We start from the raw sequence: 13,582 nt of genomic DNA on the forward strand, positions 1-13,582 counted from the left end.
CCCTTACGTCACACGCTCGCGACGGCCGCGTTCTTGATCTGAGCTGTTGTCGTCGCCTCTGGCGCTTGCATTGGTGAGCGGAGCTCGAAGAAGCGCACGATGAGCCACGCGACAAGGCACATCAGCGAATAGATAACCGCCAGCACGAGGTACGTTTCGAACTGGTACTGGTTATAGTCGCGCTCCACGATCAAGTGCGCGGTCGCCATCACGTCCGCAGCCCCGATGTACATGACCAGCGCAACGTCATGGATCAGGTAGATGATCGAGTTTCCATAGCCCGGCAATGCGAAGTGCACCGCTTGCGGGCCGACTACGCGGGTGATCTTCTGTCGGAAGGTATATCCCAGACTGTCGGCCGCATCATGCTGGCCGGGATCGACAGCCAGGTATGCAGGTCGCATGACTTCCGACAGATACCCTCCATGATAGAGGCTCAGCCCCACCATCGCAGCGATCGTTGCAGAAATAAGATCCTTGGCGCCGAACAGGATCACCAACAAGGGCAGCCCGTAGAACGCGACGAATAACTGCAGGACGACGGGAACACTCCGGGCATAGGACACGTAGAGGTCAGTCAGGTGACTGATCACCGGAATCCTGGGAACCCGGAGTGTTGTCGCGACGAGAGCCAAGCAAAAGCCGACGACCAAATCGCTACGAAGCCCACGGGCAGACCTTAGCCTCCCGCGCTGAGCATTTCGACGATTGTTAAATCCAAAGAATCACCACAGGACGGTGGCCGTCGAGCGAGTTTTCAGCAGCCCATTTCCGCAGCCTCTTAATGTGCAACTTGCGAAGCTGCCGACATCAATTCCTCGGGATTCAGCGCTCTGAAGGTGTTGAGGCCATCCTCCAGAACTTCAGTGAAGTTCCAGCGTACGATGCCCGCCCGGTCGATTAGGAACTGACCGACAAGCTGCGCCTGGCTGGAAGCCATCGCCTGCTGATCGACTTCCGTAATCTCATATCCTTCCTTCTTGTTAAGAAATTCATTCATTGCCATGACGTCCATAGGCTCGGGCAACTCGCCCGGGAGATGGAACGATATCGCCATGACCGTGTCCATCCCGACCTCGCGCAAGCCGAAAGCACGGTGCGAGGCGCGCTCCGGGTCGGATGCGGCGAGGAGATCGGGTGCCGGGTGGTAACGGAAATAGAGCCGCGCCCGCTCGACCGGCGTATTGACCACAGCCAGGCATTCGACGCCTTTCTCACGCAGGGCCGGCTTGAGTTGCGCCATCGCCGCGACATGGCGCCGGCAGAACGGACAGTGCAGGCCTCGGAACAAACCGATCAACAACGGGCTACGGCCTCGAAAATCATCGAGCGCGATCTTGCCTTCGCGTGAGATCGCATTGAGCACAACATTCGGTGCCCGGTCGCCCGGCTGCAGCGGGCGGTCAACACTACTCGTGGACATGGACAACCTCCTCGCCCGGGTCAGTCAGGGAAAGCAGCACCCAGCGTTTCGGAGGCGATCAAGTGCTGGGGCGAAAGCTTCCTGTGCCAAGGCAATAGCTTTCGACCTCTGCCATATTGCCGAGGTCGAGATTACGCGCGTTGCAAGCCCATCATAACACGAAAAAGCATCTGCGTCGTCAGTCCGGCGATCGCGGCTTGCGAAGAATAGGCGGGGGCGGGCGAGGCCGCTATTCTGCGCTTGATTTCATCTGTCCTCGATGCTCTGACACGAGATCGAAGCGTAGGGAAAAATCGCACGCCGGCGTCAAAATCGCGACTTGGCGTAGAAAAGGCGATGGCTCCCCGGGATCGATGAAGCGGCGAATTACGAATTCTCCATAGCACTGCGCCAGGATCCGCCGCGAGCATACAATATGCGAAAAACGCGATCGGGACCGCGCGGAAGCACTTCGCCTCGCCGGCGGCCCCTTTGGCCCTTCCGCCGAAGTGAGTGCACCCTCTGCCGGCGGCTTTGTAAATGATGGACGCCTAGACACATGTTGTGAAAACGCGTGATAAGTTCGGTCTGCGCTAGATTCAAAGATGGCCGGGGCACCAGAAGATGGCCCACCAAATGTACAACGCAATGCTTGGCTTCGCCGCGCTTGTCTTAGCCGCGTGCCAATCGGCCCCCGAAACGCCGCAACCCGTCACTCTCGAACCTGCGTTAGAATCGGGAATTCCTCTCCAACCGCCCTTGGCTGCTGCCGGGGTTCCTTCCGGCTCAGCAATCATGCATCAATCCGTGGCGGTCACTCCGCCAGGCAAGGGCGTTCCAACAAAGTACGCCGATTTTTCCGGTCTATGGGCCGGCCGATTGGAGGGGATGTATGACGCCAAACTTGCTGTTCAAACGGTTTCTTCCAATGGGAAGGTGACGGTCACCTATGCGTGGGGAAATCTGGGCGACAACTATCCGGGAGAGGCCGCCGGCGCTGGAAGAATTGTAGGGAGGACGTTGAAGCTTGAGCGCCTGCCGAATGGCGCCGACGTCAGTTTTGTCATGCGGCCGGACGGAGCACTGGCCGGAACCGTTACGCTTGCCGGCCAGACCTACACGGGCGCGTTCCTCAAGCTACGATGAAGACGCATCCGAAGGGCTATGCAGAGGGCCAGGCGACTGTTCCAATATTGCCGTCTACTCAGTTTCGTCCCGACTGAAATTAAGCCTTCGTTAGGTATGTCTGAGACCGTCGCAGGCTGGATTCAAAACGTTGGTCGACGGTTGTAGGTGCGCTCGGTAGGAACGCCGGTATGCATCATCTGTCGGTAAGTGTCGCCCTGGCCATTTCGCTTGTCGTCGGTTTAGTCGTGGCGGCGATCGCGTCGCAGGGGCAGTCAGAAGGCTGCGGCATCCGACGCTCACTCGTCCTGGCAGACAGTGAAGAAACGACAGTCATGCCGTCGCGGAGCGGCTATCATTGAGAATTGGCTTCGGTAGGCGCCCGCGAGCTTCGCAAGACGGGATCATCGCAATCTACCTGATTGAAAGCCGCTGAAGGTCCTCGACCATCGAATCTCGGTGTGTTTCTCACAAAGTCGCTGGGATCACCGCCCTCCTAGGCTCACCGACCTTGAAACGTGGTGCTACGCGCCTCCCCATTGAGCTCGGGCCCAGGGCATTGGCTGCTTCGATGACCGCCTCCGGTCACCGGCTGGCTTTTGTGCATTTCGCCCGAAACTGTGCAGTGGTTGGGAAACGGGCTGAACAACAGCAATGGCTCAAATGGCTGTGGTCGCAATCTTCTCGCGCCATATTTCCGGGGAGAGCAGATCGGTCGCGAATTCCTGGCCCCTATGCGAACACCCGTCGCAATCCCGACAGCGACCGCCAAGGCAGCGGCGCAACGTGCCTGTTTTAGGGGAGGGAAGAGATTCGGCCAACCGATTGGTGCCTAAGCTCAAGCCTTGTTGTTCAACGCCTTTTGCCGCGACCGCTGGCGAATTGCTGCCACGAGTTCGGGTTCGAACCGCCGTGTTGTTGCGATTTTCGTCGAAGAGTTTGCGACAGCGAGCAAACGCTCAGGATCCGGCGTACTAGCGGCAAAAGCTGCTTGTACCGCACAAGCCGGGTTCATTCTGCTCCATTCTTCTGAAACGTGGCGAAGACAAGCCGCTTGCCTTCGCGCACGCTATCTTCGAGCGGCTTCGCCTTCGCCAGATGCGCCGCAATCGCGCTGGCCAGCATGCAACCTGTTCCGCGCATCGATGTGGCAAGGCGCGGTAGATCGACATGGATGGGTTGATGATCGGAGCGCAGCAGAATATCGGTCGATTGGGGTCCCGAGGCATGCCCACCCTTGATCAGCACTGCCTGAGGGCCGGCGGCCAGCAGTCTTTGTCCTTGTTGGAGCGCACCGTTCTCATCCACTGCCAGTTCGGAGCCAATAAGGAGCGCCAGTTCAGGAAGGTTGGGCGTGACCAGGCAGCAAAGCGGCATCAGATCGCGCTTCATGACGGCGATAGCGCCTGCTTCCAGGAGAGCCCGGCCTGAGGTGGAGGCCAGCACTGGATCGAGTACTGCCGGCACCTGTCGATTTTCGCGCAGTACGGCGGCAACCGCAGCGATGATCTCGGCTGTTCCGAGCATGCCGATCTTGATGGTCGCCACTTCGTTGGCCCGCAGCGCGGCGCGCATCTGATCGGCGACCAGGCTTGGTGGAGAATGATGAATTTCCGTCACGGCGTCGTGCGTTTGCACCGTTAGCGCTGTGACGGCCAGACAGGTGCGCACGCCAATGGATGCGATCGTTTCGATATCGCGTGCTATTCCAGCACCCCCGCTGGAATCCGATCCGCCAACGACAAGCACATGCGGTTCTCGTCTCATCGCCATCGGTCCGTCTTTTCGATCCATTCCCTGGTGCGCGCTTCGGGATCGGAGCTCAAAGTGATGTCGGTGACCACTGCGGCGCTGTCGGCGCCGGCTTCAAAGACGCCATCGAGGCGGCCAGGGTTGAGGCCGCCGATAGTGACTAATGGGATTGGCGCCACCCGCCGCTTCCACTCGCTGATCCGCTCTAGCCCTTGCGGTGCCCACTTCATTTTCTTCAAGATGGTGGGATAGATCGGACCCAGCGCAACATAGTCGGGATCGGCAAAAATGGCCATCGCCAGCTCGACATGATCATGCGTGCTCAACCCGAGCCTGACACCGGCTGACCGTATCCTTGAGAGGTCGGCGGTTTGCAGATCTTCCTGGCCGAGATGCACGAAGTCGCAGCCCTCCTCGATTGCCAGGCGCCAATGATCGTTCACGATGAGCTGGCACTGGTGCTCGGCGCACAGGGCCTTCGCCTTCCGGATTTCGGTGCACAACCTGGCCTCATCTATGGTCTTGATGCGCAGTTGCACCAGCCTGACGCCAAGCGGCACTAGCCGTTCGATCCAGGCAGCGCTGTCGACGATCAGGTAGAAGGGATCGAGCTTCATGAAAAAACTGCCCTGCCGATCGCCGGCGTCGACGGCACGGCGACGTCGCGCGGTTCGAGCATTCCCGAGCAGAAGGCCTCACGACCGGCCTCGACCGCCTTGCCGAAAGCACGCGCCATGCCGACCGGATCGGCCGCCTTGGCGACCGCCGTGTTCAGGAGCACGGCGTCAAAGCCGAGTTCCATGACGGTCGCCGCGTGCGACGGCCGTCCGAGCCCGGCATCCACGATCATGGGAACGTCGGGGAAATGCCCACGCATCGAGCGCAGCGCCATGAGGTTGATCGGCCCGAGGGCGGAACCGATCGGTGCGCACCACGGCATCAAGGCCTTGCAGCCCGCCGCAAGCAGCCGCTCGGCGACAACAAGGTCGTCGGTGGTATAGGGGAATACCGCAAAACCGTCCTCGTACAGGATGCGGGCGGCTTCGACCAGACCGAACACATCCGGCTGCAGCGTGTCGTGGTCGCCGATCACTTCGAGCTTGATCCAGGTCGTCCCGAAGATCTCGCGCGCCATCTTCGCGGTTGTGACCGCTTCCTTGACGGAGTGGCAGCCTGCGGTGTTGGCAAGGATTCTCGTGCCAAGCGAGCGGATCAGCGACCAGAATTTTTCGCCTTCCCTGCGGCCTGCCATCTCACGTCGCAAGGAGACGGTCACCACCGACGTGCCTGACGCCTTGACCGCATCGGCAAGGATGGCCGGCGAAGGATACTGAGCCGTGCCGAGAAGCAGGCGGGAGGGAAGCGTTGTCCCGAGAAGATCGAACATGCTAGCCTCCCTGCATCGGCGAGAGGATTTCGATCCGGTCGCCGTCGCTCAACTGGAATTCCGCCCGGTTGGCTTTGTGCACGAGGTCGCTGTTGACGGCCGTCGCCAGCCAATCGCCCTCATAGTCGAGCGCGGCAAGCAGCTCCGCCAGCGTGGTGGCGGCAACCTCATGCGCTTCGCCATTGACCGTTAGTTTCATGGGCAAGCTCCTTGGTTCTGTCTTGACTGAAAATCAGGTCGGCAGCCTGGCGCGCCATAGCGGGGGCGAGGAGAAAGCCGTGACGATAGAGTCCGTTGATCGCTATGATCTCGCCGTTCGTTTCCACGCGCGGCAGGTTGTCGGGAAAGGCTGGACGGACGCCAACACCGGTTTCAACGATCTCGGCCTCGCCAAAGGCCGGATGGAGGGCATAGGCGGCACCCAGCAGCTCCATCATCGATCGCGCCGTGACCGGTCCGACAGACTGGCTTTCAATCATCGTCGCGCCGATCATGAAACGGTGGTCGGTGCGTGGCACCGCATAAAGCGGAAAGCGCGGATGAAGCAGCCTGACTGGGCGCGACAGCGAGACATCAGGCGTATTCAGGATTAGCATCTCGCCGCGAACGCCGCGCAGTCGGTCATCGCCCGCCGCCATTCCCGTGCATTCGATCTGGCGATCGAAACCGGAAACAGCCGAAGCGTCGGCGCCGAAGTGGAACTCGACGCCCATCGCCGCCAGCCTATCATGAAGTGCCGCCATCGCCTGACGCGGGTCGAGATGGGCTTCGTCGGGGAAGAGCAGTCCGCGGCGGAAGCGGCCGGCGAGGTCGGGCTCGAGCAACACGATTTCATCTTCATCGACACGCCGATGACCCGAGGTGCGGCTGGCGAACCGGTCGAGCTCGCCCGCATCGCGCGGCGCGGCCACGACCAGGGTTCCGGCCCGTGTCACGTGACCCGGCAGTACCGCATCCCACCAGTCGGCGGCATCGCGTCCGAGATCCAGCACTGGCTGCTCCGCGCTTTCACGCTCGCACCATGGCGCCAGCATACCGCCGGCGAACCATGACGCATTGCCGCCAAGGCTGTGCCTTGTCTCGGCAACGGTCACAGCCGCGCCGCGCGTGGCGAGTTCGAAGGCGACGGTGAGGCCGCCGACGCCAGCCCCTTTGACCAGCAGTCTCATGATCGCTCATGTGCCTCCGGCACAAGCGGTGCGCCGGTCTCGTCCGAGGGCACGTAGAGGTCGCCGCCCTCGCGGTATTTCGCCGCCATCGCGGCCATTCCCTCTTTTTGGGCCTCCGTGCGGATATCGTGAGAGATACGCATGGAACAGAATTTCGGACCGCACATCGAGCAGAAATGTGCCAGCTTGTGCGCCTCCTTGGGCAAGGTCTGGTCGTGGAAGGACCGCGCGGTTTCGGGATCGAGCGACAGGTTGAACTGGTCCTCCCAGCGGAACTCGAAGCGCGCCCGGGAAAGGGCATCATCCCTAACCTTTGCAGCCGGATGACCCTTCGCCAGATCGGCGGCATGGGCGGCGATCTTGTAGGTGATTACGCCGGTCTTGACGTCGTCGCGATCGGGAAGGCCAAGATGCTCCTTGGGCGTGACGTAGCAGAGCATGGCTGTGCCGAACCAGCCGATCATGGCGGCGCCGATACCTGAGGTGATGTGGTCGTAGCCTGGCGCGATGTCGGTCGTCAGCGGGCCAAGCGTATAGAACGGCGCCTCACCGCAGACGGCGAGCTGCTTGTCCATGTTCTGTTTGATCTTGTGCATCGGCACGTGGCCCGGCCCCTCGATCATCACCTGGCAGTCCTTTGCCCAGGCGATCTTCGTCAATTCACCGAGCGTTTCCAGCTCGGCGAATTGCGCCGCATCATTGGCGTCGGCGATCGAGCCCGGACGAAGCCCGTCGCCGAGCGAGAAGGAGACGTCATAGCCGCGGCAGATGTCGCAGATTTCCGCGAAATGCTCGTAGAGGAAGCTTTCCCGGTGATGGTGCAGGCACCATTTGGCCATGATTGAGCCGCCGCGCGAGACAATGCCCGTGACCCGGTCGACGGTCAGCGGGATGTAATGCAGCCGCACACCGGCATGGATGGTGAAGTAGTCGACGCCTTGTTCGGCCTGCTCGATCAGCGTGTCTCGATAGACCTCCCAGCTCAGATCCTCGGCGATGCCGCCCACCTTCTCCAGCGCCTGGTAGAGCGGCACCGTGCCGATCGGCACCGGCGCATTGCGCACGATCCATTCGCGGATGTTGTGGATGTTGCGGCCAGTCGACAGGTCCATCACCGTGTCGGCGCCCCAGCGGATCGCCCACACCATCTTTTCCACTTCCTCGGCCATCGAGGAGGTGACCGCCGAATTACCGATATTGGCGTTGATCTTGACCAGGAAATTGCGGCCGATGATCATCGGCTCGCTCTCGGGATGATTGATGTTGGCGGGAATGATCGCGCGTCCGCGCGCCACCTCGTCGCGCACGAACTCCGGCGTTACGAAATCGGGGATGGCCGCGCCGAAGGCTTCGCCGTCGCGCTGCAGCTTGCCGCGCAACATCTGACGGCCGAAGTTCTCGCGGATGGCGACGAACTCCATCTCGGGGGTGATGATGCCGGCGCGCGCATAGCCAAGCTGGGTCACCGCCTTGCCTGCCTTGGCCCTGAGTGGCCGGTTGCGAATGGGAAATTCCGGCGTCAGGCGCTCACCGGTCACAAATCCGTTGTCCTCCGGCCGCACGCGGCGGCCGTCATAGGCCTCGACATCGCCGCGCGCCGTGATCCATTCGTGGCGAAGCCGGGCAAGACCGTTTTCAATGCTGGTTTCGACAGCCGGGTCGGTATAGGGGCCGGACGGATCGTAGACGGTGACGGGCGGCTCGCCGGCCGTTGGATGGACGGAGATTTCGCGCATCGGCACCCTGATCTGCGGATGGAGGACGCCGGGCTTGTGGATTTTCCGCGAGGCTGGCAGCGGTCCCGTCGAGACGGCGGGAGTGAGGGCATTCATCTTGAGGCTCCTTTGCTCATGCATTGGAGACCCAGTTCTGTGCCGGAAGGATGAAAAGACGCTTCTGTCGACCTGCCGAAACAGGACCTGGGGCGTAAACTCCCGCAAAGCGCTTGCACCGTCCCTACGCCAGTATGAACTGGATCAGGTTCAACGGGTCACTGCGCCGCGAAAGCAAGCAGTATCTCAGCCCCTTGCCGGGACTCCCCTGGTGAATGCGTCAGGTTGAACGGGCCGGCGCCGGTTTGTCAAGCGCGTTCTGGCCGCGGCCGATCGGCGGCCGGTCAGACCGTGCGGAAAAAATCGTGCATGTCTCGGCGACAAGTCAAGCGTGGGAGATGAAGGCAGGGACAAGGGAATCGCAAACGGTCGGACTAAAAATCGATCCTGATGATCACGCCTTCAATGGGCACCAAAGGTTTGCGCGTAGATCGCCTCGATTCTTCCTGCCTCGTCACTGGTCAGCGCGGCGAATTCCTTTTCGCGCGCGCGGTTCGACAGATGTCCATCATTCTGGTGAAGAAAACGGAAGAGCAGATCGGTCAACCGCTCGGGCATCTCGATAAAGGCGTCCACCTGCTGCCGGAATTGATCGTAGCGCTGCAGAAATGCGGTTTCCTCGGGAAGGTCCCGTTCGATCGTCCGCCGAACGCAGGCATAGAGGAATTCGGCGTGCGGGGTTGCATCGAAGAACCGGTAGAAATCACCGGTGTCATTCAGCACCCGGACGTTGAATTGCGGCGTCGGTTCCCATTCCACCAACGGCAGAAGGCGCTGCGAATAGCTCTCGAGCACGCCCCTGTACTCGTTGATCTGGTCCAGGATCGCGGCCGAGACGGGAAAGACCACTCCCGGCGGATTGAAGCCGCGCATGGCAAGGACGTGGTGGATTAGGTAGCGGTGAATGCGGCCGTTTCCGTCCTCGAACGGGTGGATGTAGACAAAGCCGAAGGCGAGGATTGCGGCGGCTATGACTGCATCAAGGTTCTGCGCGGGGCCCTGATCGAAGGCCGCCATTCCATCGATTAGCCGCGGCAGGTCCTCGGGCCGAGCGCTGATGTGATCGGGCAGGGGCGTGCCGTTGTCTCGGTCATGCTCACCGACGAAACCCCCTTCTTTTCGGAAGCCAAGTCTTACTAAACGGGCGTCGCCAAGTACAATTCTTTGCAGACGCAGCAGCTCATCGCGATCGATCGGCCAGCGGCCGGCTTCGCCGATGGCGCGGCCCCAGCGCTGGATGCGATCTTGCGGCGGGCGCTCGCCCTCGATCGCATAGCTTGATCGCGAGTCTTTGAGCAAAAGAAAGGCGGCGGTCCGAGCAAGGAGGTCGCGCGGCACGTCCGCTACGATTGCCTCCGCGCGCCGCGGTAGTTCAAGGGCGATGAATTTTTCGAGAGTCTTGGTTCGGAACACCAGCGGGCAGAACTCAGGCGTGCCGGGGAGATTGTCCCTTATGCGGTAGCGCGAAGCGGTCTTCTCGGATCCGGGCCACTGCAGCTCGGGATCGACAACCGAAACGTATCGTCCGGCCTCCGCGTCCGCCAGATCGAGACGCGTGCCCGTCAGCCATTCATATAGAAACCAGATGCGGCGGGCATAGCTGCCTGTGGGGCTTTCACGGACGAGCGCCTCGATCGGTGCGGGACCGGTCACCTGGAACAGCCGTTTGAGGACGGCAAGGTCGAGCCCCTCGTACTTGAGCGCGAAGGTCAGGTGGCCTTCGAGTGTTGGATGTGGGGCATGGCGGGGCGTCATGATCCGCCAACCATCCCGTTCGGTAATGCGATGATGCTCGCCAGTGGCCGACAGCGTCCGGGGCAAGGGGACGGCGAGCTCGTAGGCTCCGATCAGGGCGCTGTACCCGGCCGGGGTCACCATCTCCGGAAGGCGGATTTCCTGAAAAACGAGAACAGGACCTGAAAATTGGTGCTTCTGCGCCACAGGCATGAAAAGGGGATCCTTTCCTCGAATTTTGGTGCAGCTCAGCCAAATACTATGAAAAACGATTCTATCTGATGAAAATTGATGCTACAAGCCGACTTTTGCGAAAACCGATCCTGAAGGGCGGCGGTGATCCTTCTGCATGGCTCGGCCGAAGATTGATGGGGCGTAAGCGTCATTTTGACCGCGCTGGGCTTCCTCCACAAACCCCGCCTCGTAAAGCAGTTCGTAGCGCTGCAGCACCAAGTCCTCATCCAAGCGTGGTTCTCAAGGCCGAAAGCGATCACCGCGCGCCGCCAGCGATCGTGGCTCACTGCGCGATCATCGGCTGCCTCGGCCCACGCCTTCAGGCGTGGGACAAACGCCTCAGGCAATGTCGACGGAGCGCCAGCGCGATGATGTTCCCATGGGAAATAAGCGTACCAGTTGCGCCAGGCGGCCTTATCGGCAGGTTCAGCCTGCTCCTCGCGGGTCAGGGCGAGATAGCTAATCGAAATCACCCCGCTGCGCGCCCCCGTCTCCTGACCGGTCGCGGTCGGCGAAGGTGTAGAGCTGCTCGATGTAGCCCAGCGGATGGCGCGTCTGCTGCTCGACCCAGTCTCTCAGGCCGGATTGCAGGATCGATGTCCAAGCTCGAACGGGCCGGAAGGCAAGGCTTTGCCGTCTCCAATCGTTATGATACGCGGTTGGCCAGCCGTCACCGCGACCAAAACCGCAATCAGTTCCGCGGCGATAGCATGGCGCTCGCCGGCTTTTATGCGTTGCCTTACAGCTTTGGTCCCGTGTTCAGTCATTGCCTATTTTTTTCGCCACAATGCATTTCGGTACGCCTTGTGGCCTGAGATCGATTCTGAACGTGAACCGCGCTGTTGCGGCAGTCAAACCGTTCGAGCTGAAGCACACCCCTTGAGACCACCACCACGCTCTTGCTCAAAACAATCACAATAAGGGTACTGCGAAACTCGGCCGAAGCAGCAGAAAATGGCGGCCTCTAGCCCTTGGTTTGAAGCGCTTCGCAATGCACCAACTTTTCCGATGCAGTTTGATTTTGGCCTTCGCACCTGCACAAAACTATGCAAAACCGTTGACCGCTTAAAACCTGACGCCGGGGAAATGTGCCGATGAGTGTGGCGGTAGAAACGAAGGCGTTGACGCCGCCGGACATCGCGGCCAGCAAGGGCAAGGATCGGGTCGTCTGCTTGACCGCCTACACCACACCCGTTGCGCAGCTCGTCGACAGATATTGCGACGTCGTGCTGGTCGGCGACAGTGTCGGCATGGTGCTTCACGGTCTGCCCTCGACCCTCGGCGTCACGCTCGACATGATGATCATGCATGGCAAGGCCGTGCGACGCGGTCTTGAGCGCGCGTTGATGGTCGTTGACATGCCATTCGGCTCCTATGAAGAAGGCCCCGAACAGGCCTTTCGCAACGGCGCGCGGCTCATGGCGGAAACCGGATGCGCCGCCGTCAAGCTGGAAGGCGGCGAGAGCATGGCCGAGACGATCCGCTTTCTCACTGCTCGCGGGATTCCCATCATGGCCCACGTCGGGCTGACGCCGCAATCGGTCAATGTGTTCGGCGGCTATAAAGTCCAGGGCAGGGGCGGAGACGGCGACAGGATTTTTCGCGACGCCATTGCTGTTGCCGAGGCCGGGGCGTTCAGCATAGTGCTGGAAAAGGTCACGGATCCGCTCGCACGGAGAATAACCGAGAGAGCCACAATTCCCACGATCGGCATCGGTGCCTCGGACGCCTGCGATGGGCAGATCCTTGTGATCGACGACATCCTGGGCATGTTCACTGGTTTTCGGCCGAAATTCGTGAAGCGCTATGCTGAACTGGGCTCAGCGGCCGAAGCTGCCATTGCGGCCTACGCGGCTGATGTGCGGGAAGGGCGCTTTCCAGCCGCCGAACATCTCTTCGCCGATGCGCCCAAGGCCGGAGATTTCCCATGAGCGTGCCGATTGTCCGCACCATTGTCGAACTTCGTGCCGTTGTGGCGGGATGGCGCCGTTCTGGTGCCAGCATCGCCGTGGTGCCCACGATGGGAGCCTTGCACGAAGGACATTTGAGTCTCGTGCGTTCTGCGCTTCAGAAGGCCGATCGTGTGATCGTGACGCTGTTCGTCAATCCCAAGCAGTTCAACAGTGCCGCGGATCTTGCAGCCTATCCCCGCACCGAAAACGAAGACGCTGCAAAACTCACTCCACTGGGCGCACACCTGCTCTACGTTCCGCATGCGACTGAGATGTATCCTGACGGCTTCACCACGACCGTGTCCGTGTCCGGCGTCAGCGAAGGCCTGTGCGGTGCGTCCCGGCCTGGCCATTTCGACGGGGTGGCGACCGTCGTTGCAAAGCTCTTCCTGCAGACCGGCGCTGACTTCGCCTTTTTCGGAGAGAAGGATTTTCAGCAGCTTCTACTTATCACTCGCATGGTCCGGGACCTGGATATGCCAATTACCATCGTCCCCTGTCCGACAGTCCGGGAACCCGATGGTCTGGCTTTGTCATCGCGCAATGTTCGGCTCTCGCCAGCGGAGCGGGCCATTGCCCCAAGGCTCGCATCGGTCCTGCTCGATACTGCGGAGGGGCTCTCGAACGGCTCTCCCGTCCTCCCAGCGCTTGCCCAAGCGCGTGCAGCGATCCTGTCCGCAGGCTATCGCGAGGTCGAGTACCTGGAACTCCGTGGCGAAGCAGATCTGCAACCGATAGCAAGCATCGATCGGCCGACCCGCCTGCTCGCAGCCGCCTGGCTCGGCCAAACGCGGCTCATTGACAACGTCAGAACACTGCCGGCTTGCCAACTCCCAAATGAGTCGCTGCGGACTTCCCCGCTAGGGTGAAATCCAACTCCTGCCGCGAACGCGATTTGGCGCGGCTCATCTCCATGTCAACCTGCTTGTCGGACACTCAGGATAGCGGAGCGTTCTCCTAGGGCGAATACGGCATGTGCCAAACAAAGCTAACAC

15 protein-coding genes and 1 riboswitch are annotated in these 13,582 nt (G+C 61.0%); of the genes, 5 read left to right on the plus strand and 10 right to left on the minus strand.

Annotated elements, in window-relative coordinates; all coding sequences use genetic code 11:
• Positions 1 to 8 precede the first annotated feature (8 nt).
• Positions 9 to 653 carry an amino acid ABC transporter permease gene (locus tag NKI95_RS11010; protein WP_502909146.1) on the minus strand — a complete coding sequence of 215 codons (645 nt, stop codon included), beginning with the start codon at positions 651 to 653 and terminating at the stop codon, positions 9 to 11.
• Positions 654 to 781: 128 nt separating this feature from the next.
• Positions 782 to 1,423, minus strand: coding sequence for a peroxiredoxin-like family protein (locus NKI95_RS11015; protein WP_352716634.1), 642 nt, complete (start codon positions 1,421 to 1,423; stop codon positions 782 to 784).
• Between the two features lie 615 nt (positions 1,424 to 2,038).
• Here NKI95_RS11015 and NKI95_RS11020 point away from each other — a divergent pair.
• Both NKI95_RS11020 and NKI95_RS11025 read left to right on the plus strand, forming a co-directional pair.
• Complete coding sequence (locus NKI95_RS11020) at positions 2,039 to 2,548, plus strand: hypothetical protein (protein ID WP_292655108.1); 510 nt, start codon at positions 2,039 to 2,041, stop codon at positions 2,546 to 2,548.
• 170 nt (positions 2,549 to 2,718) lie between these two features.
• The gene (locus NKI95_RS11025) at positions 2,719 to 2,889 is read left to right on the plus strand and encodes a hypothetical protein (protein WP_352716635.1); all 171 of its coding nucleotides are present in this window, start codon (positions 2,719 to 2,721) and stop codon (positions 2,887 to 2,889) included.
• Positions 2,890 to 3,538: 649 nt separating this feature from the next.
• On the opposite strand, the gene NKI95_RS11030 is transcribed toward NKI95_RS11025, so the two are convergent.
• The 8 genes from NKI95_RS11030 to NKI95_RS34435 form a co-directional block, all read right to left on the minus strand.
• The gene (locus NKI95_RS11030) at positions 3,539 to 4,300 is read right to left on the minus strand and encodes a hydroxymethylpyrimidine/phosphomethylpyrimidine kinase (protein ID WP_352716636.1); all 762 of its coding nucleotides are present in this window, start codon (positions 4,298 to 4,300) and stop codon (positions 3,539 to 3,541) included.
• Positions 4,291 to 4,896 (minus strand): thiamine phosphate synthase, encoded by a 606-nt coding sequence (locus tag NKI95_RS11035; RefSeq protein WP_352716638.1) that lies wholly within the window; start codon positions 4,894 to 4,896, stop codon positions 4,291 to 4,293. The genes NKI95_RS11030 and NKI95_RS11035 overlap by 10 nt, the downstream gene beginning before the upstream one ends.
• Entirely contained in the window at positions 4,893 to 5,666 is a 774-nt protein-coding gene (locus NKI95_RS11040; protein ID WP_352716639.1) for a thiazole synthase, read from the minus strand. Before NKI95_RS11040 ends, NKI95_RS11035 begins: the two co-directional genes overlap by 4 nt.
• 1 nt (position 5,667) lies before the next feature.
• Positions 5,668 to 5,865, minus strand: a complete 198-nt coding sequence (gene thiS / locus NKI95_RS11045) for a sulfur carrier protein ThiS (protein WP_111545250.1) — start codon at positions 5,863 to 5,865, stop codon at positions 5,668 to 5,670.
• Positions 5,834 to 6,835: a glycine oxidase ThiO gene (gene thiO / locus NKI95_RS11050; RefSeq protein ID WP_352716641.1), complete on the minus strand. Its 1,002-nt coding sequence runs from the start codon at positions 6,833 to 6,835 to the stop codon at positions 5,834 to 5,836. The genes thiS and thiO overlap by 32 nt, the downstream gene beginning before the upstream one ends.
• On the minus strand, positions 6,832 to 8,667 hold the full coding sequence (gene thiC, locus NKI95_RS11055; protein WP_352716642.1) for a phosphomethylpyrimidine synthase ThiC: 1,836 nt from the start codon (positions 8,665 to 8,667) through the stop codon (positions 6,832 to 6,834). Before thiC ends, thiO begins: the two co-directional genes overlap by 4 nt.
• A 103-nt stretch (positions 8,668 to 8,770) precedes the next feature.
• Positions 8,771 to 8,887: riboswitch (TPP riboswitch) on the minus strand.
• Positions 8,888 to 9,069: 182 nt separating this feature from the next.
• A complete protein-coding gene (locus NKI95_RS11060; RefSeq protein WP_353016017.1) occupies positions 9,070 to 10,614 on the minus strand; it encodes a Fic family protein in 1,545 nt (514 codons plus the stop codon).
• An 81-nt stretch (positions 10,615 to 10,695) separates the two neighbouring features.
• Positions 10,696 to 10,866, minus strand: coding sequence for a hypothetical protein (locus NKI95_RS34435; protein ID WP_502908462.1), 171 nt, complete (start codon positions 10,864 to 10,866; stop codon positions 10,696 to 10,698).
• A gap of 365 nt (positions 10,867 to 11,231) precedes the next feature.
• Here NKI95_RS34435 and NKI95_RS11070 point away from each other — a divergent pair, with 365 nt between their 5' ends.
• The 3 genes from NKI95_RS11070 to panC all read left to right on the plus strand — a co-directional run bounded on the left by NKI95_RS11070 (position 11,232) and on the right by panC (position 13,456).
• The gene (locus NKI95_RS11070; RefSeq protein WP_352716783.1) at positions 11,232 to 11,450 is read left to right on the plus strand and encodes a hypothetical protein; all 219 of its coding nucleotides are present in this window, start codon (positions 11,232 to 11,234) and stop codon (positions 11,448 to 11,450) included.
• 279 nt (positions 11,451 to 11,729) lie between these two features.
• A complete protein-coding gene (panB, locus tag NKI95_RS11075; RefSeq protein ID WP_352716643.1) occupies positions 11,730 to 12,566 on the plus strand; it encodes a 3-methyl-2-oxobutanoate hydroxymethyltransferase in 837 nt (278 codons plus the stop codon).
• Complete coding sequence (gene panC, locus NKI95_RS11080; RefSeq protein WP_352716644.1) at positions 12,563 to 13,456, plus strand: pantoate--beta-alanine ligase; 894 nt, start codon at positions 12,563 to 12,565, stop codon at positions 13,454 to 13,456. Before panB ends, panC begins: the two co-directional genes overlap by 4 nt.
• Positions 13,457 to 13,582 lie beyond the last annotated feature (126 nt).

Source organism: Mesorhizobium sp. M0306, assembly GCF_040321655.1.
Taxonomy (GTDB): Bacteria; Pseudomonadota; Alphaproteobacteria; order Rhizobiales; family Rhizobiaceae; genus Mesorhizobium.